Consider the following 21148-nt stretch of genomic DNA (forward strand, 5'->3'; position numbering starts at 1 on the left):
GTCTTATTTGCCCAAGGCTGGTCAAGGCGCTTGCGCTTTAAATAATGGAGGAGTTTTTTTGGCAGTAAAACCAATCGTTTTGTTTCCGGCAGAAGTTTTAGAACAACAGTGTGATAAGGTGACTGTTTTTGATCGGAAGCTAACAAAGCTTTTAAAAGATATGTACGATACGATGATTGAGTATGACGGTGTTGGTCTAGCAGCACCTCAAATAGGCATTCCGCAACAAATTGCGATAGTTGATATTGACGATCATCATGGAACAATTGAATTAATCAATCCAACTATCATAGAAGAACGTGGAAAACAAACAGGTCCTGAGGGTTGCCTAAGCTTTCCAGGTTTGTATGGAGAGGTTAGTAGGGCTAATTATGTAAAAGTACGAACCTTCAACAGAAAAGGAAAAATAAATATCATCGAAGCTGAAGGTTTTCTTGCACGAGCGATTCAACATGAAATGGATCATCTTGCAGGTGTGTTATTTACATCAAAAGTAGAAAAATATATAGATGAAAAGGATTTAGAAAGTGCGGAAGGATGACATAGATGACTAAAATCGTATTTATGGGAACACCGGATTTTTCAGTGCCGATTTTACGAAAACTTGTAGAAGAAGGTTATGAAATCATAGGTGTTGTTACCCAACCAGATCGACCAAAAGGACGAAAAAAAACCTTAACTCCACCACCGGTTAAAGTAGAAGCTGAAAAACACGGTATTAAAGTATTGCAGCCTGAGAAAATTCGCAATGAAGTGGGAGATGTGCTTGCATTACAACCAGACCTAATCGTAACTGCAGCTTTTGGTCAAATTTTACCAAACGAATTACTCGAGGCTCCTAAATACGGATGTATAAATGTCCACGCTTCTCTTTTACCTGAATTAAGAGGTGGAGCACCAATTCATTATTCTATTCTCCAAGGGAAGAATAAAACAGGGATTACCATCATGTATATGGCTGAAAAGCTTGATGCCGGAGATATTCTTACACAAGCAGAAGTTGTCATAGAGGAACGTGATACAGTAGGACTGCTACACGACAAGCTTAGTGCAGCAGGAGTTAAACTCCTATCTGAAACAATTCCGCAATTAATTGAAGGAAAGCTTACTCCAAAGAAGCAAGATGATGGAAAAGCGACATTTGCATCAAATATTAAGAGAGAGCAAGAAAAAGTGAATTGGTCAAACACTGGCGAAACAATCTATAATCAAATTAGAGGACTAAATCCTTGGCCTGTTGCGTTTACAACATATAACGACCAGCCTTTGAAGTTGTGGTGGGGCGAAAAAGTGCCATGTAAGGACGACGCTAATCCGGGGACAATTATTGGTGTTGAGGAAGATGGATTTGTCGTTGCAACCGGAAATAACACAGCAATAAAAATTATAGAGCTCCAACCAGCCGGTAAAAAGAAAATGAGTGGCGAAGACTTTTTGAGAGGTACTTCAATTAAGATAGGTGAAAAATTAGGCGATGATGATGAAAACAACTAATGTCCGTGATGTAGCAGTAGAAACCTTATTACAAATTGAAAAAAACCAAGCATATAGTCATTTACTTTTAAACTCCATGATTAAAAAACATAAAGTAAATGAGAAGGATATCGCATTACTTACAGAGATTGTGTACGGATCACTGCAAAGAAGAATCACTCTTGATTATTTTTTAGCAGGATTCTTGAAAAAGGCCAAAAAAGTGGAACCATGGGTACAAATTTTATTGCGAATCTCGATTTACCAAATGGTCTACCTCGATCGCGTTCCAGAAAGAGCAATTCTATTCGAAGCTGTTGAAATTGCTAAACATCGAGGGCATAAGGGAATCGCATCACTAGTGAACGGGGTCTTAAGGTCTGTTCAAAGAGAAGGGATTCCTGACGTCGAGAAAATATCTGATCCTGTTGAAAGACTTTCGATTAAAACAAGTCACCCGCAATGGCTAGTTGAAAAATGGATGAACCAATTTGGTTTGGAAGAGACGGAAAAGATGTGTGAAACAAATTTACTGCCGCCAACTCAAACGGCACGAGTGAATCAAATGAAATTAACTGTTGATGAGCTGTTACTTGACTTAAACAATAAAGGGATAATGGCAGAACCTGGTGATTTAGCTGAAGATGGGATCAAAGGTTCGAAGGGAAATCTAGCGTTAACGGATGCTTTTTCAGAAGGATTGCTTACGATACAAGATGAAAGCTCCATGCTAGTTGCTAGAGCACTTGATCCACAAAGGGAAGAAAAAGTGTTAGATGCGTGTGCAGCACCTGGTGGAAAATCAACACACATTGCCGAACGAATGAATGGTACAGGAATTGTCCACTCACTAGATTTACATGAGCATAAAGTAAAACTTATTAACCAGCAGGCGGATCGCTTGGATCTACAAAATATTCAAGCAGAAGCATTTGATAGTCGCAAGGTTTTAGAGCGATTTGAAAAAGCAAGTTTTGACCGCATATTAGTTGATGCACCGTGCTCAGGTTTTGGTGTCATTCGACGAAAGCCTGATATCAAATATACAAAAACTCAAGATGACGTTCTCAAGCTTGCTGAACTACAGCACAAAATTTTACAGGAAGTTGCCCCTTTATTAAAAGGTGGTGGTGTGTTAGTTTATAGTACATGCACAATTGATCAAGAGGAAAACGGTGACGTGATTGAAACGTTTTTAGAAAATAATCCAGAGTTTGTACGGAATGATGCTGTAAAAGAGCTTCTACCTGAAAAGCTTGCCCGTTATCTTTCTAATGGAGAGGTGCAGATTCTACCTCATTACTTTGGTACAGACGGATTTTATATAGCATGTTTACGAAAGAAGGGTTAAAATTGGAACAAATAAAACCAACAAGAACGAAAAAGGACAACATAGAAAAAAACAATACTCCATCCATTTACTCATTGGAATTACATGAATTAGAAGAATGGTTAAAGGAACATGGTGAAAAATCGTTCCGTGCGAGTCAAATCTTTGAATGGCTATATTCGAAACGTGCAACTAGTTTTGAGGATATGTCAAATCTTTCGAAGAGCTTAAGAACGCTTTTAAGTGAAAACTTTACTTTAACAACACTTAAGACACTTATTCAACAAACTTCAAAAGATGGCACAATTAAGTTTCTTTTTGAGCTACATGATGGATATTCGATTGAAACAGTTTTAATGAGACATGACTATGGTAATTCTGTTTGTGTCACAACACAAGTAGGTTGTCGTATTGGATGTACTTTCTGTGCATCAACATTAGGTGGTTTAAAAAGAAACTTAGAAGCTGGAGAGATTGTTGCGCAAGTTGTTAAAGTTCAACAGGCACTTGACGAATTTGACGAGCGTGTGAGTCACATTGTTATTATGGGTATTGGGGAACCATTTGATAATTACGATGAAATGATGTCGTTCTTAAAAATTGTTAATCATGATAAAGGTTTAAATATCGGTGCGCGTCATATTACCGTATCTACGAGCGGAATCATTCCGAAAATTTATAAGTTTGCTGATGAAAAGCTACAAATCAATTTTGCGATTTCATTACATGCTCCAAATACAGAATTAAGAACGAAGCTAATGCCGATCAATAAAGCATATAAGCTTCCTGATTTAATTGAAGCTGTTAAATATTATGTTAATAAAACAGGTAGACGTGTTAGCTTTGAATACGGCTTATTTGGTGGCGAAAATGATCAAGTAGAACATGCAAATGAATTGGCAAGATTAGTTAAAGGGTTGAAGTGTCATATTAATTTAATTCCAGTGAATTACGTACCTGAAAGAAATTATGTCCGTACTCCAAAAGAACAAATTAACTTATTTGAAGCTACGCTTAAAAATCACGGAGTAAATGTTACAGTTAGAAGAGAACAAGGCCATGACATTGATGCAGCATGTGGACAACTTCGAGCTAAGGAGCGTAAAGAGGAGACGAGGTGACCTAGGTGGAGACGTTCTATTTGTCAGATAAAGGAAGGGTTAGACAGCATAATGAAGATTGTGTTGGAGTTTTTGAAAACGAGGCTGGCATTTTAGCGATTGTCGCTGATGGAATGGGAGGTCATTTGGCTGGTGATGTTGCTAGTCAAATGACTGTTTCCTCATTCAAAATATTGTGGGAACAAGTGAAAACAATTGAGAACCCAAAAGAAGCAGAGGCATGGCTGACAGCAAAGATTTCCGAAGTCAACAAAGTAGTTTATGACCATTCATTAACAAATCCAGAATGTCAAGGGATGGGGACGACATTCGTTGGAGCTATTATCACTTCGAGCTTTGCTACGATTGGCCATATTGGTGATAGTCGCTGTTATTTATTAAATAACAGTGGTTATAAGCAAGTTACGAATGATCATTCACTTGTAAATGAGTTAGTACGAACGGGCCAAATTTCAAAAGATGATGCCGAACATCATCCACGAAAAAATGTCCTTTTACGAGCATTAGGAACTGAACAATCAGTAGAATTGGATCTTACTACGATTGAATTTGAACAAGACAATATTCTATTATTATGTTCAGATGGACTCACGAACAAAGTGTCCGATGAAATGATGCAAGAAGAACTGTCTAATCGCCACCCACTATCAGAGAAAGTTGAGACTCTAATTCAGCAAGCAAATGATAATGGTGGAGAAGATAATATCTCAGTTGCGCTTATAAAGATGACGACAAATCATGAATTAGGTGAAGAGTCGTGCTAATCGGTAAAAGAATTAGTGGTCGTTATAAAATTTTAGAAGTAATCGGCGGAGGCGGAATGGCAAATGTCTATCTTGCCCGAGATATGATTCTAGAAAGAGAAGTTGCAATGAAGGTCTTGCGCTTTGATTTTTCTAACGATGACGAATTTATCAAGAGATTTAGACGAGAGGCCCAATCGACTACAAGCCTGGCACATCCAAATATCGTAAGTATCTACGATGTTGGTGAGGAAGATAACATATATTATATCGTGATGGAATATGTCAATGGGCAAACTTTAAAACAATACATACAACAATTTGCCCCGGTACATCCGAGAAAAGCGACAAACATTATGGTACAGATTGTTTCAGCTATTGAACACGCACATGAAAATCAAATTATTCATCGTGATATTAAACCACATAATATACTTCTTGATCACGATGGAAACGTAAAAGTAACTGACTTTGGAATTGCGATGGCATTAAGTTCAACAACCATTACCCAAACGAATTCGGTATTAGGATCTATCCACTATTTGTCACCAGAACAAGCTCGCGGTGGATTAGCAAATAAGAAATCAGATATTTATGCTATCGGTATTGTATTATTTGAACTATTAACCGGTCGCTTACCATTTGATGGTGAATCGGCAATTTCGATTGCCCTAAAGCACTTGCAGTCTGAAACACCATCAGCAAAAAGATGGAATCCGGATATCCCACAAAGCTTAGAAAATATTATTTTAAAGTCGACAGCGAAAGATCCATTCCATCGCTATGAAACTGCAGAAGAAATGGAAAAAGATCTTGAAACAGTTTTTGATGTTAGTAGAATAAACGAAAAACGTTTTACGATCCCAGAAGATGATGAAGCAACAAAGGCAATACCAATCATCACAAATGAAAATCTTATACTTACACAAGATAAAATAGATGATACAATCGTTAGGGACCCTGTTCCAACTTTAAATAAAGGGAATTCCACTGACATTAAAAACAATAAGCAAACTAAAAAAGAAAAGAAGGTAAAAAAGCCAAGGAAAAAGAAAAATAAGCTTGCACGCATTATTATTACCACTTTTTTTCTATTAATGATTGCTTCGATCGCATCTTTTACGATTATTCCCCCCCTACTATTACCAAAGGATGTTGAAGTGCCTGATGTTACTGGATTAACAAGTGAGGAAGCAAGGGGAATTCTCACTAAGCAAGGCTTTGAAATTGGGGAATTAATTCTTAGCTCTGATGAAGAAATTGAAGAAGGATCTGTCATCAAAACCGATCCATCAGCACATGGAATAACTAAAGAAGGTGCAACAATTTCAATTTATGAAAGTACTGGGAAAGAAACATTTGTACTAGAAGATTATGTAGGGAGAAATATTGATCGAGTAAAGGCGATCCTTACGATGAAGGGGTTTACCAAGATCAAAGTTACAGAGGAATATGATGAATCTGATTTAGTCGGAACGATTTTAGGACAATCTCCTGAGGTTGGAGATGAAGTGATACCTTCTGAGGACACACTTACGTTAACTGTAAGCAAGGGGCCGAAGCCTATTAAAATTGAGGATTTAGTAGGTAAAAGTAAAGAAGAAGTTGAAGAATATGTAAGGAATAATGGGTTTGATTCAACTATTTCCGAGGATAATTCAGATACTATTCCCAAGGATCATCTTATCTCGCTGTCACCTGAAGCTGGAATCGAGGTTAATCCGAAAGAAACGACTTTACAACTCGTCTATTCAATAGGTCCTGAAGCGGAACCACCAGAGATTGTAACGAAAACCGTAACTAAAACGATTGATATTCCATATGATCCTGAGGAAGAAGGGCAGGAACTTGAAGTTTCAATTTCAATCGGTGATGTTAATCGTTCGTTGTCAGAACCATTCGAGACATTTCCAATTACAAGTCCTCAAGTAAAGACATTGGAATTTACAATTGAGCAAGGTCAAGTAGCTATTTACCAAGTTATTATTGATGGTAAAGTCATCAGTACTGAAACCATCCCATTTCCGAATGAATAAAAAATACAAAAATCATAATTATAAATGTGATGAATTATTCGATAGTGGAAAGTTTCAATTTATTTAAGTATACCAAAATAGAATAAATCACAAACTTTTATTATATTTGTATTCATAAACCCATTTTAAAAAGAAACAAACAAGATCAAGGAGGTTATTCATGCCACAAGGGAAAATTGTGAAAGCTCTTAGTGGATTTTACTATGTGCAAGACGGAGAAAGATTAATTCAATGCAGAGGTAGAGGTGTTTTTCGTAAAAATAAGGTCACACCTCTTGTTGGTGATGAGGTTGAATACCAGGCTGATAATGATCAGGAGGGCTATGTACTTGAAGTTTTTAGCCGTAAAAATGAACTTATCAGACCTCCGATTTGTAATGTTGACCAGGCGATACTGGTTTTTTCTGCAGTAGAACCAGATTTTAGTACATCACTCCTTGACCGCTTTCTAGTTTTGATTGAAGCAAATGATATTAATCCTGTTATCGTCATTAGTAAGATGGATTTAATCCTAACGGATGAGGTAAAAGAGAAAGTATTGTCATTTGCAAAAGATTACGAAAAAATAGGCTACAATGTTGTATTAACTTCAACTGTTGAATCTACGGTGGGCAAAGATCTACTACCAATCCTAAATGATAAAATTTCAGTTTTTGCTGGTCAATCGGGCGTTGGAAAGTCGTCATTATTAAATGTGTTAAGGCCAGAGCTTGAATTAAAAACGGATGATATTTCAACACATTTAGGTCGAGGAAAGCATACGACAAGACACGTAGAGCTTATAGCTGTAGGATCAGGTTTTGTAGCAGACACACCTGGTTTTAGTTCATTAGAATTCACTGGGATCGAGGTTGAGGATCTAACATATTGTTTTCCAGAAATGCATGAAAGAAGTGGAAATTGTAAGTTCCGTGGTTGTACACATGTAAAAGAGCCTGCGTGTGCAATCAAAGAAGCGGTGGAAAGTGGTGAAATTCCACAATATAGATATGAACATTATTTAACTTTTGTTGAAGAAATTAGAGAGAGAAAGCCGAGGTACTAACATGATAAAAATTGCTCCATCAATCCTATCAGCGGATTTTGCTAAATTGGCAGAAGAGATTAAAGATGTAGAAAACGGAGGTGCAGATTACATTCATGTAGATGTTATGGATGGTCACTTTGTACCGAATATTACAATCGGTCCATTAATTGTAGAGGCGATTCGACCTGGTACAAAACTCCCTTTAGATGTTCATCTTATGATAGAGCAACCAGACCTCTATATAAATGAGTTTGTTCGTGCAGGGGCAGATATCATAACTGTACATGTTGAAGCGTGTAAACATCTACATAGAACGATCCAATTAATCAAATCGTTTGGAATTAAAGCAGGTGTCGTTTTAAATCCGCATACACCGGTTGAGTCAATTCAACATATTCTGGAAGATATTGATATGGTATTATTCATGACAGTTAATCCAGGTTTTGGAGGACAAGCATTTATTCCTCAGGTGTTACCGAAAATTAAACAATTATCTGATATCATTAAGGAAAAACAACTTCCGATAGAGATTGAAGTTGACGGTGGCATTAACGAACAAACTGCAAAACAATGTGTCGAAGCGGGCGCTACAGTTCTCGTTGCCGGTTCAGCAATTTATAATAAAGAAGATCGCCACCAAGCGATTCAAAGCTTAAGAGAATCGATTAATTCATAAATTGGAATACCATATTAATTAAGTTCTGACCCGTAAAGGTGTCAGAACTTTTTCGTACTAAAATAAATACTAATTTTACAAAAGGAGTATATATGAAAATAATCGCACTCGTTTCAGGAGGACCAGAGGAAAATCTCCCGGAATTAAAAGACTATCATAATGATGAAGTTACCTGGGTCGGTATTGACAAGGGTGCTTTTTATATACGTTCGTCTGGATTACCTTTGTCACATGCTTTTGGCGATTTTGATTCGATTACAAACGATGAAAGAGCTGAATTGAAAGCACTTTTACCAAATCTATCAATTGAATCTGCTGAAAAGGATCAAACAGATACAGAGATAGCTTTAGATTGGGCATTAGAGCAGAAGATAGCAAAAATCCAAATTTTCGGTGCAACTGGTGGTAGGATCGATCATATGCTTGGTAATATTCAACTTCTTGTAAAATCTACAACGGCTCATGCAATGTCAAAAATTGAAATAATTGATCGCCAAAATCGTATCACGCTCTTTAGACCTGGTACATATACAATAGAGAAGCAGATTGGCTGGAGGTATATATCGTTTATCCCGATGAGTCATGAAGTGAATGGAATTACGCTAGAAGGATTTAAATATCCACTGAAAAATTGTCATATCACGATTGGTTCTACACTATGTATTAGTAATGAGCTTACTCATGAACTAGGTACTTTTTCGTTTAATGAAGGCATATTATTAATGATAAGAAGCCGCGATTAATTCTTGTGGATCCATAGAGATCATGTCTAGCGTCATTTTTTTTCCACAGACTGAATATAATGCTACAGAACTGATTTGTTATTTTTGAAACTTTGATGTAATTAGAACCTTAAAACCGTAAGTTTAATGATTTGGTTGAGGAGGGAAATAATGAAATTTTATACGATTAAGTTACCGAAGTTTTTAGGGGGAATTGTTCGAGCGATGCTCGGTTCGTTTAAAAAAGACTAAGAAAAAAAGCACCGTTATTTTCGGTGCTTTTTTCTTAGCTTATTCGTTTTATATTTATTGAATATGAAATATAGCAACAAGATAAGCTATCATTTCATGTTTTCTGCTTTTTAGAGAGCCTAATAAAAATTAAACTCGCTCAACTTTACCTGATTTTAAAGCGCGAGCAGATACATATACTTTTTTCGGTTTACCGTTAACTAAGATGCGAACTTTTTGAAGGTTTGCTCCCCAAGTACGTTTGTTAGCGTTCATCGCGTGTGAACGTGCATTACCTGAGCGAGTTTTTCTACCAGTAACAACGCATTTACGTGCCATGTAATTCCCTCCTTACTACAAAAAAAACTATCATATTTTACAATAATCATGTACATAGCCATGAGATACTTTAATAATTTATCATACCTACCTCTAGAATGCAATACTTCTCTAGTAAAGCTTTCAAGAATTTTCCCTTGACATAGAAATTAATAATGAATTTTAAAAAACAAGGTCAAAGAACAACTTAAATGATAGCTCAACTTCCACCTTTCGGATCTGACTAAGGCGCTTCCGCTTTTCAATTGTACGTGGTTATAGTAAAATAGCTGTAGCCAGTGTAAACAATTCCAAAGGGGGAACGATCATGTCCATTGAATTTAAGACAGAGTACGGACAAATTGATATATCAAATGAGGTCATTGCAACCGTTGCAGGTGGTGCAGCAATTGACTGCTATGGTATTGTTGGAATGGCATCAAAGAATCAATTAAAAGATGGTCTTACGGAAATCTTAAGAAAAGAAAACTTTAGCCGAGGTGTAATTGTTCGTCAAGTAGACGACACTATTTATATCGATATGTATATAATTGTTAGCTATGGTACAAAAATTTCTGAAGTGGCACATAACGTTCAAACGAAAGTTAAGTATACGTTAGATCAAACGGTTGGACTTGCTGTTGATTCCGTGAATATTTTTGTACAAGGTGTTCGTGTAGCGAACCCGTAGTAAGGAGGAAATGACCTGTGTCAATTACTACAATAGATGGTAAGCGTTTTGCAGAGATGATTTTACATGGGGCAAGCAACTTGGCAAATAATGCAAAATTAGTCGATGCACTAAACGTTTTTCCAGTACCTGATGGTGACACTGGAACAAACATGAATTTATCATTAACATCAGGAGCAAAAGAGGTCCAAAACAATCCATCAGACCATATTGGCAATGTAGGAGTTGCCCTTTCCAGAGGTCTACTTATGGGCGCGCGTGGAAATTCTGGAGTTATTCTATCACAGTTATTTCGCGGCTTTTCTAAATCAATCGAGTCGAAATCAACGATTGGTTGTGTTGATTTTGCTAATGCTCTACAGGCTGGCGTAGATACAGCATATAAAGCAGTGATTAAGCCTGTCGAAGGGACAATTTTAACAGTTGCAAAAGATGCAGCAAAAAAAGCAGTAGCTTCTGTAGCAGAGAATGAATATTCCATTGTTAAACTGATGGAAATAACTTTAAAAGAAGCAGAAGCATCATTAAAGCGTACGCCAGACCTTCTTCCTGTATTAAAAGAGGTTGGCGTTGTGGATAGTGGTGGTCAAGGACTAGTTTTTGTTTTTGAAGGTTTTTTGGCTTCTTTAAAAGGTGAAAAGCTCTCTACATCCAAAGTTACAATTCCATCAATGGCTGAGCTTGTAAGTGCTGAACATCATAAAAGTGTGCAGAGCCATATGAATACGACTGATATTGAGTATGGTTATTGTACAGAATTTATGGTGCGTTTTGAATCTGGAAAAACTCCATTTGATGAGGAGAATTTTAGAAACGAGTTAAGTCAATTTGGTGATTCTTTATTAGTAATTTCTGATGGAAATCTTGCAAAAGTACATATACATGCAGAACATCCTGGTGAGGTTCTCTCATACGGTCAACGATACGGAAATCTAATTAATATGAAGATTGAAAATATGCGGCAACAGCATTCTGAACTTATTGGTGAAAAACAACAGATGCCTGCACAAGTAGAAACAAAGGGAGAAAAGAAGAAATTTGGCATTGTATCAGTGACGATGGGAAAAGGTATTGAAAACCTATTTAGAAGCATTGGTGCGGATGAAGTGATTGAAGGTGGTCAAACGATGAATCCAAGTACGGAGGATATTGTTCAGGCCATCCAAGATGTATATGCTGAAAATATTATTATCCTTCCAAATAATTCGAATATCATCATGGCTGCACAACAAGCTGCTTCTGTTGTGGAAGAGAATGTTATTGTTATTCCAACAAAAACAGTTCCACAAGGTATGGCTGCTTTACTAGCGTTTAATTCAACATCTGCTCCAAATGATGTAGAAGTGACAATGAAAAAAGCGCTCGAAAACGTGAAGAGTGGTCAAATTACGTATGCTGTTCGTGATACAAGTATTGATGGGCTTGAGATTACAGAGGGAGACTTCATGGGTATTTCAAATGGAAAGATCGTTATCACAGATCGAGATCAACTATCTGCTTCGAAAAAACTTCTAACTAAAATGATTGCTGCTGATGATGAGATTTTAACAATTATCCATGGTGAAGGTGCAAGTGATGATGAACTTGAGAATCTTGTCCAATTTGCTGAAGAAGAATTTGAAGACATTGAAATTGAGATTCATAAAGGGGAACAGCCTTTATATTCTTACATCTTTGCAATCGAATAATTGTTTTAAAAAAACTCGGCTATTGCCGAGTTTTTTGGTTGTAATGGAAATGGAATATCGTATACAGCTTTTTTGAAAATCTGTTAAAATGAACATGTTAAACATCAAGCTATTCCTAGTTTTGTACAGAATTCATGACTCATTAATGTTTATTTCATTCTTAACGGATAGCAAAAACAGCAACCTCATGATTCAAGCGAAGTAAAGAAGATAAGTGGGGAATAACCGTCAGTAAATCCTCTAGTAAGTCCTCTAGTAAGTCTCGCATTATGAGTAATTTCAGTGAATAGCTTAAATTGATGGTCAAAACTGCTTTACTAATATAAGTTTTTTGTAATAAGGAGAGTGAGGTATATGAAATATAGAAGTGTTTTTGATATTATCGGTCCAGTTATGATTGGTCCGTCGAGTTCACATACAGCTGGCGCAGCAAGAATCGGTCGTGTAGCAAGAACGTTATTTGATCGTGAACCAAAATGGGCGTCCATATCATTGTATGGTTCATTTGCGCAAACCTATAGAGGACATGGCACAGATGTTGCAATTGTTGGCGGTTTGTTGGATTTTGATACATTTGACGAACGAATTAAAACCTCGTTAGAAATTGCAAAAAAAAATGGAATGAAACTAACCTTCATTGAAGAAGATGCTGTGGTAGAACATCCAAATACCGCACGACTGATTATTGGAGATGATTACGGTCAATTAGAATTGGTGGGAATTTCAATTGGTGGCGGGAAAATAGAAATAACTGAGCTTAATGGCTTTGAGTTAAAGCTATCAGGTAACCATCCAGCGATATTGGTTGTTCACAATGATCGCTTCGGTGCAATTGCGGCGGTCGCTAATATATTTGCCAAGTATGCAATTAATATCGGGCAGATGAATGTAGCTAGGAAAGACGTTGGACAGATGGCGTTAATGACAATTGAAACAGATCAAAATATAAGTAAAGAGGTAATAGAAGAACTGAAGACTTTACCTAATATTTTACAAGTGACGAAAATAGATGATTAATAGATAAATGGAAGTCTCACTTTATGTAAAGATGCTCAAGAATGGATAATGAAAATGACATAAGGAGAGGAAAGCATCATGTTTCGAAATGTTGAAGAGTTAATTGTGTTAGCTGAAACGAAAGGCGTAAAAATTGCAGAAGTGATGATTGAACAAGAGTGTCTGGTTTCAGGGCGAACTCGTAAAGAGGTACTTGCTCAAATGGATCGAAATTTAATGGTGATGGAACAAGCGGTGGAAAAGGGATTGGATGGTGTGAAATCCCATTCAGGTTTAACGGGTGGTGATGCCGTTTTATTACAAACATACATTGAAGATGGAAACTTTTTATCAGGAAAAACAATCTTAGATGCGGTCAGCAAAGCTGTCGCTACAAATGAAGTAAATGCTGCGATGGGTACGATATGCGCGACGCCAACTGCTGGTTCAGCAGGAGTTGTTCCGGGGACACTTTTTGCCGTAAAAGATAAGCTTCATCCAACCCGGGAAGAGATGATTGAATTTCTCTTTACTTCAGGTGCGTTTGGGTTTGTTGTTGCAAATAATGCATCGATTTCTGGTGCAGCTGGTGGATGTCAAGCAGAAGTTGGTTCGGCATCAGGAATGGCTGCTGCAGCAATAGTTGAAATGGCGGGAGGAACGCCGAGACAGGCGGCAAATGCGATGGCAATCACGTTGAAAAATATGCTTGGTCTTGTTTGCGATCCAGTTGCTGGTTTAGTTGAAGTGCCATGTGTAAAACGGAATGCAATGGGCGCGGCAAACGCGATGATTGCTGCTGATATGGCATTAGCTGGTATTACGAGTAGAATTCCCTGTGATGAAGTCATTGATGCAATGTTTAGAATCGGACAAGCGATGCCGACTGCATTAAAAGAAACAGCGCAAGGAGGGTTAGCTGCGACTCCGACAGGCCAACAGCTAGAGGCCAAAATATTTGGGGACTCGCAAAATAAACGTGAAAAATAGACTTGCTGAGCCTATTTCAAACTTAAAGGGTGTTGGTGAAGAAACAGAGCATCTTTTAAATGACGTAGGAATTTATACAATTGATGATCTTTTAGAATATTTTCCATATCGATATGATGACAACAGCTTAAAGGACTTGGAAGAAGTTAAGCATGATGAGCGGGTAACAGTTGAGGGGAAGGTTCATAGTGAACCTGCTCTTACGTATTTCGGAAAAAAACGTTCAAGACTTACGTTTCGTTTGTTAGTGGGGCGATATTTACTAACTGTTATTTGCTTTAACAGACCTTATTTTAAAAATAAGCTTTCGATTGATTCAACTGTGACCGTTACAGGGAAATGGGATAAGCACCGCCAAACAATTACTGTTCAAGAGCTAACGTTTGGACCTAAACAAGCGCTTGCTGGAATTGAACCTATTTATTCTGTAAAAGGAAAGCTAACAATTAAAGGGATGAGAAAATTCATTTCACTTGCTCTAAAGGAATATTTAGGAGATGTAAACGAAATCCTTCCTTCAGTGCTTTTGCAAAAATATAAGCTTCAAACGAGAAAGGATGCACTAAAAACGATTCATCATCCAAATAGACAGGATGAATTAAAACAAGCGAGAAGGCGTTTTGTTTATGAGGAATTTCTTTTATTTCAATTGAAGATGCAAGTATTGCGAAAGGTACAACGGGAGCAATCAAAAGGAATAATGCATGAATTTGCGGAAAATCGGCTTGAACAATTTATTGAATCATTACCATTTCCGCTGACAAATGCACAATCACGAGTAATCAATGAAATTATGATGGATATGAAGTCCCCATTTAGAATGAATCGCTTATTACAAGGTGATGTTGGCTCTGGTAAAACGGTAGTCGCAGCGATTGCCATTTATGCCGCAATTTTATCAGGATACCAAGGAGCATTAATGGTGCCAACTGAAATTTTAGCTGAACAGCATGCAGAATCATTAGTAACATTATTCGAACCATTCAACATAAATGTAGCGCTGTTAACAAGCTCAATTAAAGGGAAAAGACGTCGCGAACTATTAGATAAGGTGAAAAACAATGAAGTACAGCTATTAATTGGGACACATGCGCTCATTCAGGATGAGGTCAATTTCCATAAGCTTGGTTTGGTCATTACAGATGAACAGCATCGATTCGGTGTTGAACAAAGACGAATGCTCCGGGAAAAGGGAGAAAATACAGACGTGTTATTTATGACTGCAACCCCAATTCCACGAACATTAGCAATTACTGCATTTGGTGAAATGGATGTATCTGTTATTGATGAACTACCGGCAGGAAGAAAATCAATCGAAACATATTGGGTAAAACCGACAATGCTTGAACGAATTTTAGCCTTTATTGAAAAAGAAGTTTCAAAGGGCCGTCAAGCGTATGTCATCTGTCCATTAATTGAGGAGTCGGATAAGCTTGATGTCCAAAATGCCCTTGATGTTCATAGTATGCTTAACATTAATTTTCAAGGTAGGTACAAGGTAGGGCTCATGCATGGAAGGCTTAGTTCGGATGAAAAAGATACTGTAATGAGAAGTTTTAGCCAAAATGAAGTGAATATATTAGTATCAACGACCGTTGTTGAAGTCGGTGTTAATGTTCCGAACGCAACGACAATGGTTATATACGATGCGGAACGTTTTGGTTTATCACAGCTTCACCAGCTACGTGGTCGAGTGGGGAGAGGGAGTGAACAGTCCTACTGTATTTTACTTGCTGATCCTAAATCTGAGACGGGAAAAGAACGTATGAAAATTATGACTGAAACAAATGACGGTTTTGTTTTATCGGAAAGAGATCTAGAGCTTAGAGGTCCAGGAGATTTCTTTGGTAAGAAACAAAGTGGAATGCCAATTTTTAAGGTGGCAGATATGGTACACGATTATCGTGCATTAGAGGTTGCAAGGCAAGATGCAGTAGAACTCGTTCGTTCACAAGCCTTTTGGGAAGATGAGAAATATGAGGGATTAAGAATCTTTATCACAGAGACAGGAATACTAGACGGTGAGAAGTTGGATTAATAGGAACGTGGAGGCGCCTCGGTCAGCGTTGGGGATTCAATAAACTCTTAATGAAAAGGTATCATTTTTTTGATACTTTGGTGGAAAGATCTTATACGCCTTAGACGTAGACTGAATAACTTTGGCAAACCAATTATTCCTGCTCAAAGGGGCAATAGAACCTCTATAGATGAACGTCTTGCTTTATGGATGCTTCGATTAAAAACAGGATGCGATTTATCTTGCATTCTGTTTTTATTATCTATATACTACTATTAGTACCTAGTCATAAAGTTTCAGGCGGTGTCATACATAGATGAGGAAAAGTAAAAAGGAAAGACAGGTATTGTTGCAGGAAACAATTGCTTCCACACCATTTATTACGGACGAAGAATTAGCTGAGAAATTTCAGGTAAGTATTCAGACGATTCGTCTTGATCGCTTAGAATTATCGATTCCTGAGTTAAGAGAACGGATAAAACATGTAGCAGAAAAGAAATTAGACGATGAAGTAAAATCGTTACCTATAGATGAAGTAATTGGCGAAATTATTGATCTTCAGTTAGATGAATCAGCTATTTCGATTTTAGAAATTAATAAAGAGCATGTTTTTAGTAGAAATCAAATTGCTCGAGGACATCATTTGTTTGCACAAGCGAACTCTTTAGCTGTTGCTGTCATAAATGATGAATTAGCTTTAACAGCAAAAGCGAATATTCGCTTTACACGACAAGTGAAAGAAACCGAACGGGTTGTAGCGAAGGCAAGAGTTGAACAGACCGATAGTGATAAAAGAAGGACGACTGTTGAAGTCAACAGCTATGTAGGAAGTGAATTAGTCTTTTCAGGTGTGTTTGACATGTATCGCTCAAATCCAACACAAAGGTAGGGAACACGCATGAAACTTGCAATCGATGCAATGGGTGGAGACAATGCTCCACAAGCAATTGTAGAAGGTGTGATGAAAGCCGTTTCTGAATTTTCAGATTTAGAGGTAACACTAATTGGTCATGAAGAGAAAATTAAACCATATTTAACAGAGCGGGAAAGAATTACGATTATACATACAGATGAAGTAATTGAAGGGACAGATGAACCAGTACGTGCGGTTAGAAGAAAAAAGAATGCATCGATGGTGCTCATGGCAAATGAAGTAAAAGAAGGCCGGGCTGATGGCTGTATATCGGCTGGTAACACAGGAGCACTCATGACTGCTGGATTATTTATTATTGGTAGAATAGATGGGATTGAACGCCCTGCACTATCACCAACATTACCAACATTAGACGGGAAAGGCTTTCTATTTTTAGATGTCGGTGCAAATGTTGATGCAAAACCAGAACATTTACTTCAATATGCCATCATGGGCTCTGTCTATGTTGAAAAAGTCCGTGGGATAAAAAATCCTCGTGTTGGCCTATTAAATGTGGGAACTGAAGATAAAAAGGGAAATGATTTAACAAAACAAACATTTGAACTCTTGGAAAATACACAGTTAAATTTCATCGGAAACGTTGAATCCAGAGATTTAATGGAATCTGTTGCAGATGTTGTTGTAACTGATGGCTTCACAGGGAATATTGCATTAAAATCAATTGAAGGTACGGCACTTTCTGTCTTTTCATTGTTGAAGTCTGCTTTAACGAGCAATTTGAAGTCGAAATTAGCAGCTGGAATTTTAAAGCCACAATTTAAAGTAATTAAGAAACAAATGGATTACTCGGAATATGGAGGAGCAGCGCTTTTTGGTTTAAAAGCACCTGTTATCAAAGCGCATGGTTCTTCTAACTCTAATGCGATTTACAATGCAATTCGCCAAACGCGTGAAATGGTTTCTAATAATGTATCCGAGACAATTCACTCCTCAATCGAAGGCGCTGCAAATAAATAAGTCTATACTTAAGGAAAAGAATAAAAAATGTGAGGGATATATGATATGACAAAAATAGCATTTTTATTTCCTGGACAAGGGTCACAATCTGTTGGAATGGGGAAAGAACTGTTTGACCAAGTTCAAGAATCAAAAGATATTTTCGAAAAAGCAGACAATCGTTTAGGAGAAAAACTATCTGAACTTATTTTTGAAGGTCCACAAGATACGTTGACATTAACATTTAATGCACAACCAGCATTACTTACAACCAGCATTGCCATATTAGAACATTTTAAACAACATGGAATAAAGGCAGACTATGTTGCAGGGCATAGCCTTGGGGAATATACTGCCTTGGTTGCAGCGGGGGTGCTTGGCTTTGAAGATGCTGTATATGCCGTGAAAAAACGCGGTGAGTTTATGGATGAAGCTGTACCAGCTGGACAAGGTGCAATGGCTGCGATTCTAGGTATGTCTGCTGAAGACCTTGAACAGGTTACTTCAGAGGTAACAAATGGTGGACATTCTGTACAATTAGCAAATCTAAACTGTCCTGGCCAAATTGTCATTTCAGGAACGACAGAAGGAGTCGAACGGGCCTCAACCCTCGCAAAAGAAAAGGGAGCGAAAAGAGCAATCCCGCTTGTTGTAAGTGGTCCTTTTCATTCAGAGCTAATGAAACCTGCAGCTAATCAATTAAATGAAGTACTGGCTGAGTTGGATTTTAAAGATGCTACGACACCTATTATTGCAAATGTAACGGCAAACCCAGTTGAAAAGCAAGAAGAAATCAAAGATTTACTTGTAAAACAGTTATACTCTCCGGTAAGATGGGAAGAATCTGTAAAAACAATGATTGATAACGGTGTGACGACATTTATCGAGATTGGTCCAGGTAAAGTATTATCTGGATTAGTGAAAAAAATCGATCGTTCGGCAAACGTTTTTTCTATATCTGACCTTGATTCGATGGCATTAACAGTTGAAAAGCTTAAGGGGGAATCGTAATGCTAGGGAACAAAGTAGCGTTAGTAACTGGAGGTTCACGTGGAATTGGCAGAGCTATTGCACTTGATTTAGCTAAAAATGGTGCGAGTGTAGCTGTAAACTTTGCTGGTAGTGAAGCGAAAGCAAATGAAGTTGTAGATGAAATAAAAGCGAACGGTGGAAATGCTTTTGCAATTAAAGCAGATGTTTCCAATGGCGATGAAGTTCAGCAAATGATTAAAGAAGTAATAAGTCAATTTGGCAGGTTAGATATTCTCGTGAATAATGCTGGGATTACTAGAGATAATCTTTTAATGAGAATGAAGGACGCCGAATGGGATGATGTAATTAATACGAATTTAAAAGGCGTTTTCCTTTGTACAAAGGGTGTGACCCGTCAAATGATGAAGCAACGAAGCGGTCGAATCATTAATATTGCTTCTGTAGTTGGTGTGAGTGGAAATGCTGGTCAAGCTAATTACGTAGCGGCAAAAGCTGGTGTTATTGGATTAACAAAAACGACAGCAAAAGAGTTAGCTTCTAGAAATATTACCGTTAATGCAGTTGCACCTGGTTTCATTACAACCGATATGACAGATGAGTTACCCGAAGATGTTAAAACAGAAATGCTGAAGCAAATTCCGCTAGCAAAACTAGGCGAACCAAGTGACATTGCCAATATTGTTACATTTCTAGCTTCAGAAAAAAGTAAGTATATCACTGGGCAAACAGTGCATGTCAATGGTGGAATGGTCATGTAACTAGTTGATAATCTAGCATTTTAATACGCATAATAACCGTTGTAGATGAAAAATGAATGCTTTTGGATAAGAACTTTATGAAAAGCAAAGTTTTTCTTAAAAAATGCTAGAATGAAACCTAGTTTTTCAACTGAAAATCACTTATAATACTTGAGGGGAGGTGAAGGAAAAATGGCAGAAGTATTAGAACGTGTAACAAAGATTATCGTTGACCGTTTAGGTGTTGATGAAGCTGAAGTGAAAATGGAGTCTTCATTCAAAGATGATCTTGGCGCAGATTCCCTAGATGTAGTTGAGCTTGTTATGGAACTTGAAGATGAGTTCGATTTGGAGATTTCTGACGAAGATGCAGAAAAAATCGGTACAGTGGGTGACGCTGTTAACTACATAAATGGCAAACAGTAATATTGCTTAGAAGTCCCGTAGATTTACGGGGCTTTAACCCTTTTATCAACTTTTTATGCAAGAAACGAGAATAAATTTCGGACGGAGAATGATTGTATAGCATCGGCTGCTTTTTGCCTTTTAAGCACGGAAAATATTTGTTAAGTTACTGAATTAAATAGAGTGAACACGAAACTTTTGTAAAAGACATAAGCCACTCCATAATTAAAGGTATAAGAACCTTTTATTATGGAGTGACTTATTGCTAGAGCGAAAAGAAGCGCTGCTGTTTGCAAATGGAGGTACCTATGCCAAGACATATAAATTACAAAGAGAGAAGAACCTTTGCTAAGAAGGCAGAGGAATTTAAAAAATTCCAAGAGCGTATAGGCCATTCATTCAAGAATGAAAAGCTATTATATCAAGCTTTTACACATTCATCGTATGTGAATGAACATCGAAAAAAGCCTTATGAAGATAATGAAAGACTTGAGTTTTTAGGAGATGCTGTTTTAGAGTTAACGATCTCCCAATTTCTTTATAAAAAGTATCCAATGATGAGTGAAGGGGAATTGACAAAGCTACGTGCTGCAATTGTTTGTGAACCATCCTTAGTTGCATTTGCTAATAATCTTTCTTTTGGTACCATGGTATTGCTTGGAAAAGGGGAAGAAATGACAGGCGGACGTGCACGCCCTGCTTTACTTGCGGATGTGTTTGAGGCATTTATTGGTGCTTTATATTTAGATCAGGGCTTAGATTCTGTTGTACAATTTTTAAATCAATTCGTTATTCCGAAGATTGACGAAGGTGCTTTTTCGCATGTGATGGATTTCAAAAGTCAACTACAGGAGCTTGTTCAAAGGGATATGAAAGGGACCTTAGAGTATAAAATTTTACATGAAAAAGGTCCGGCACATAATCGGGAATTTATATCTACCGTATCATTAAGTGGTGAAGTTTTTGGTACAGGAAGTGGTAGATCAAAAAAAGAAGCAGAGCAGCATGCTGCGCAAGAGGCACTCTCAAAGCTTCAACAGATTAATAAATAGCACATTTCTAAAGGGGCAGACTCATTCGAATA

Annotated in this window: 22 protein-coding genes; 21 read left to right on the forward strand and 1 reads right to left on the reverse strand. The window is 37.4% G+C overall.

What is annotated here, in order from left to right; all coding sequences use genetic code 11:
• Positions 1-58 precede the first annotated feature (58 nt).
• The 10 genes from def to spoVM all read left to right on the forward strand — a co-directional run bounded on the left by def (position 59) and on the right by spoVM (position 9380).
• Positions 59-541 carry a peptide deformylase gene (gene def, locus K9V48_RS06085; protein ID WP_111615025.1) on the forward strand — a complete coding sequence of 161 codons (483 nt, stop codon included), beginning with the start codon at positions 59-61 and terminating at the stop codon, positions 539-541.
• A gap of 5 nt (positions 542-546) precedes the next feature.
• Positions 547-1494: a methionyl-tRNA formyltransferase gene (fmt, locus tag K9V48_RS06090; protein WP_224137804.1), complete on the forward strand. Its 948-nt coding sequence runs from the start codon at positions 547-549 to the stop codon at positions 1492-1494.
• Positions 1481-2824, forward strand: a complete 1344-nt coding sequence (rsmB, locus tag K9V48_RS06095) for a 16S rRNA (cytosine(967)-C(5))-methyltransferase RsmB (protein WP_224137922.1) — start codon at positions 1481-1483, stop codon at positions 2822-2824. The genes fmt and rsmB overlap by 14 nt, the downstream gene beginning before the upstream one ends.
• Positions 2825-2835: 11 nt before the next feature.
• Positions 2836-3924, forward strand: coding sequence for a dual-specificity RNA methyltransferase RlmN (rlmN, locus tag K9V48_RS06100; protein ID WP_498043117.1), 1089 nt, complete (start codon positions 2836-2838; stop codon positions 3922-3924).
• 5 nt (positions 3925-3929) lie between these two features.
• Complete coding sequence (locus tag K9V48_RS06105; protein ID WP_224137808.1) at positions 3930-4688, forward strand: Stp1/IreP family PP2C-type Ser/Thr phosphatase; 759 nt, start codon at positions 3930-3932, stop codon at positions 4686-4688.
• Entirely contained in the window at positions 4682-6703 is a 2022-nt protein-coding gene (gene pknB, locus K9V48_RS06110) for a Stk1 family PASTA domain-containing Ser/Thr kinase (RefSeq protein ID WP_224137809.1), read from the forward strand. Before K9V48_RS06105 ends, pknB begins: the two co-directional genes overlap by 7 nt.
• A 160-nt stretch (positions 6704-6863) precedes the next feature.
• Complete coding sequence (rsgA, locus tag K9V48_RS06115) at positions 6864-7748, forward strand: ribosome small subunit-dependent GTPase A (protein WP_224137811.1); 885 nt, start codon at positions 6864-6866, stop codon at positions 7746-7748.
• 1 nt (position 7749) lies between these two features.
• The gene (rpe, locus tag K9V48_RS06120; RefSeq protein WP_111615020.1) at positions 7750-8406 is read left to right on the forward strand and encodes a ribulose-phosphate 3-epimerase; all 657 of its coding nucleotides are present in this window, start codon (positions 7750-7752) and stop codon (positions 8404-8406) included.
• Positions 8407-8498: 92 nt separating this feature from the next.
• Positions 8499-9149: a thiamine diphosphokinase gene (locus tag K9V48_RS06125; RefSeq protein WP_224137813.1), complete on the forward strand. Its 651-nt coding sequence runs from the start codon at positions 8499-8501 to the stop codon at positions 9147-9149.
• 150 nt (positions 9150-9299) lie between these two features.
• On the forward strand, positions 9300-9380 hold the full coding sequence (gene spoVM, locus K9V48_RS06130) for a stage V sporulation protein SpoVM (RefSeq protein WP_003328987.1): 81 nt from the start codon (positions 9300-9302) through the stop codon (positions 9378-9380).
• Between the two features lie 129 nt (positions 9381-9509).
• Here the strand turns inward: spoVM and rpmB are convergent, their stop codons facing one another.
• Positions 9510-9698, reverse strand: coding sequence for a 50S ribosomal protein L28 (gene rpmB, locus K9V48_RS06135; RefSeq protein ID WP_224137815.1), 189 nt, complete (start codon positions 9696-9698; stop codon positions 9510-9512).
• 307 nt (positions 9699-10005) lie between these two features.
• On the opposite strand from rpmB, the gene K9V48_RS06140 reads away from it, so the two are divergent.
• The 11 genes from K9V48_RS06140 to rnc all read left to right on the forward strand — a co-directional run bounded on the left by K9V48_RS06140 (position 10006) and on the right by rnc (position 21116).
• Complete coding sequence (locus tag K9V48_RS06140) at positions 10006-10368, forward strand: Asp23/Gls24 family envelope stress response protein (protein ID WP_224137816.1); 363 nt, start codon at positions 10006-10008, stop codon at positions 10366-10368.
• Between the two features lie 17 nt (positions 10369-10385).
• Positions 10386-12056 (forward strand): DAK2 domain-containing protein, encoded by a 1671-nt coding sequence (locus K9V48_RS06145; RefSeq protein ID WP_224137817.1) that lies wholly within the window; start codon positions 10386-10388, stop codon positions 12054-12056.
• A gap of 354 nt (positions 12057-12410) precedes the next feature.
• Positions 12411-13073, forward strand: a complete 663-nt coding sequence (sdaAB, locus tag K9V48_RS06150; RefSeq protein WP_224137818.1) for an L-serine ammonia-lyase, iron-sulfur-dependent subunit beta — start codon at positions 12411-12413, stop codon at positions 13071-13073.
• Positions 13074-13151: 78 nt separating this feature from the next.
• Complete coding sequence (gene sdaAA, locus K9V48_RS06155) at positions 13152-14042, forward strand: L-serine ammonia-lyase, iron-sulfur-dependent, subunit alpha (protein WP_224137819.1); 891 nt, start codon at positions 13152-13154, stop codon at positions 14040-14042.
• On the forward strand, positions 14032-16080 hold the full coding sequence (gene recG, locus K9V48_RS06160) for an ATP-dependent DNA helicase RecG (RefSeq protein WP_224137923.1): 2049 nt from the start codon (positions 14032-14034) through the stop codon (positions 16078-16080). Before sdaAA ends, recG begins: the two co-directional genes overlap by 11 nt.
• Before the next feature lie 295 nt (positions 16081-16375).
• Positions 16376-16948 carry a transcription factor FapR gene (fapR, locus tag K9V48_RS06165; RefSeq protein ID WP_111615015.1) on the forward strand — a complete coding sequence of 191 codons (573 nt, stop codon included), beginning with the start codon at positions 16376-16378 and terminating at the stop codon, positions 16946-16948.
• 9 nt (positions 16949-16957) lie between these two features.
• The gene (plsX, locus tag K9V48_RS06170; RefSeq protein WP_224137820.1) at positions 16958-17950 is read left to right on the forward strand and encodes a phosphate acyltransferase PlsX; all 993 of its coding nucleotides are present in this window, start codon (positions 16958-16960) and stop codon (positions 17948-17950) included.
• A 45-nt stretch (positions 17951-17995) separates the two neighbouring features.
• Positions 17996-18940 (forward strand): ACP S-malonyltransferase, encoded by a 945-nt coding sequence (gene fabD / locus K9V48_RS06175; RefSeq protein WP_224137821.1) that lies wholly within the window; start codon positions 17996-17998, stop codon positions 18938-18940.
• Entirely contained in the window at positions 18940-19680 is a 741-nt protein-coding gene (gene fabG / locus K9V48_RS06180; protein WP_224137822.1) for a 3-oxoacyl-[acyl-carrier-protein] reductase, read from the forward strand. Before fabD ends, fabG begins: the two co-directional genes overlap by 1 nt.
• A 171-nt stretch (positions 19681-19851) precedes the next feature.
• Positions 19852-20085, forward strand: a complete 234-nt coding sequence (gene acpP, locus K9V48_RS06185; protein WP_111615011.1) for an acyl carrier protein — start codon at positions 19852-19854, stop codon at positions 20083-20085.
• Between the two features lie 287 nt (positions 20086-20372).
• Positions 20373-21116: a ribonuclease III gene (gene rnc / locus K9V48_RS06190; RefSeq protein WP_224137823.1), complete on the forward strand. Its 744-nt coding sequence runs from the start codon at positions 20373-20375 to the stop codon at positions 21114-21116.
• The last annotated feature ends 32 nt before the right edge of the window (positions 21117-21148 follow it).

The sequence above is a fragment of the Metabacillus rhizolycopersici genome, from assembly GCF_020075705.1.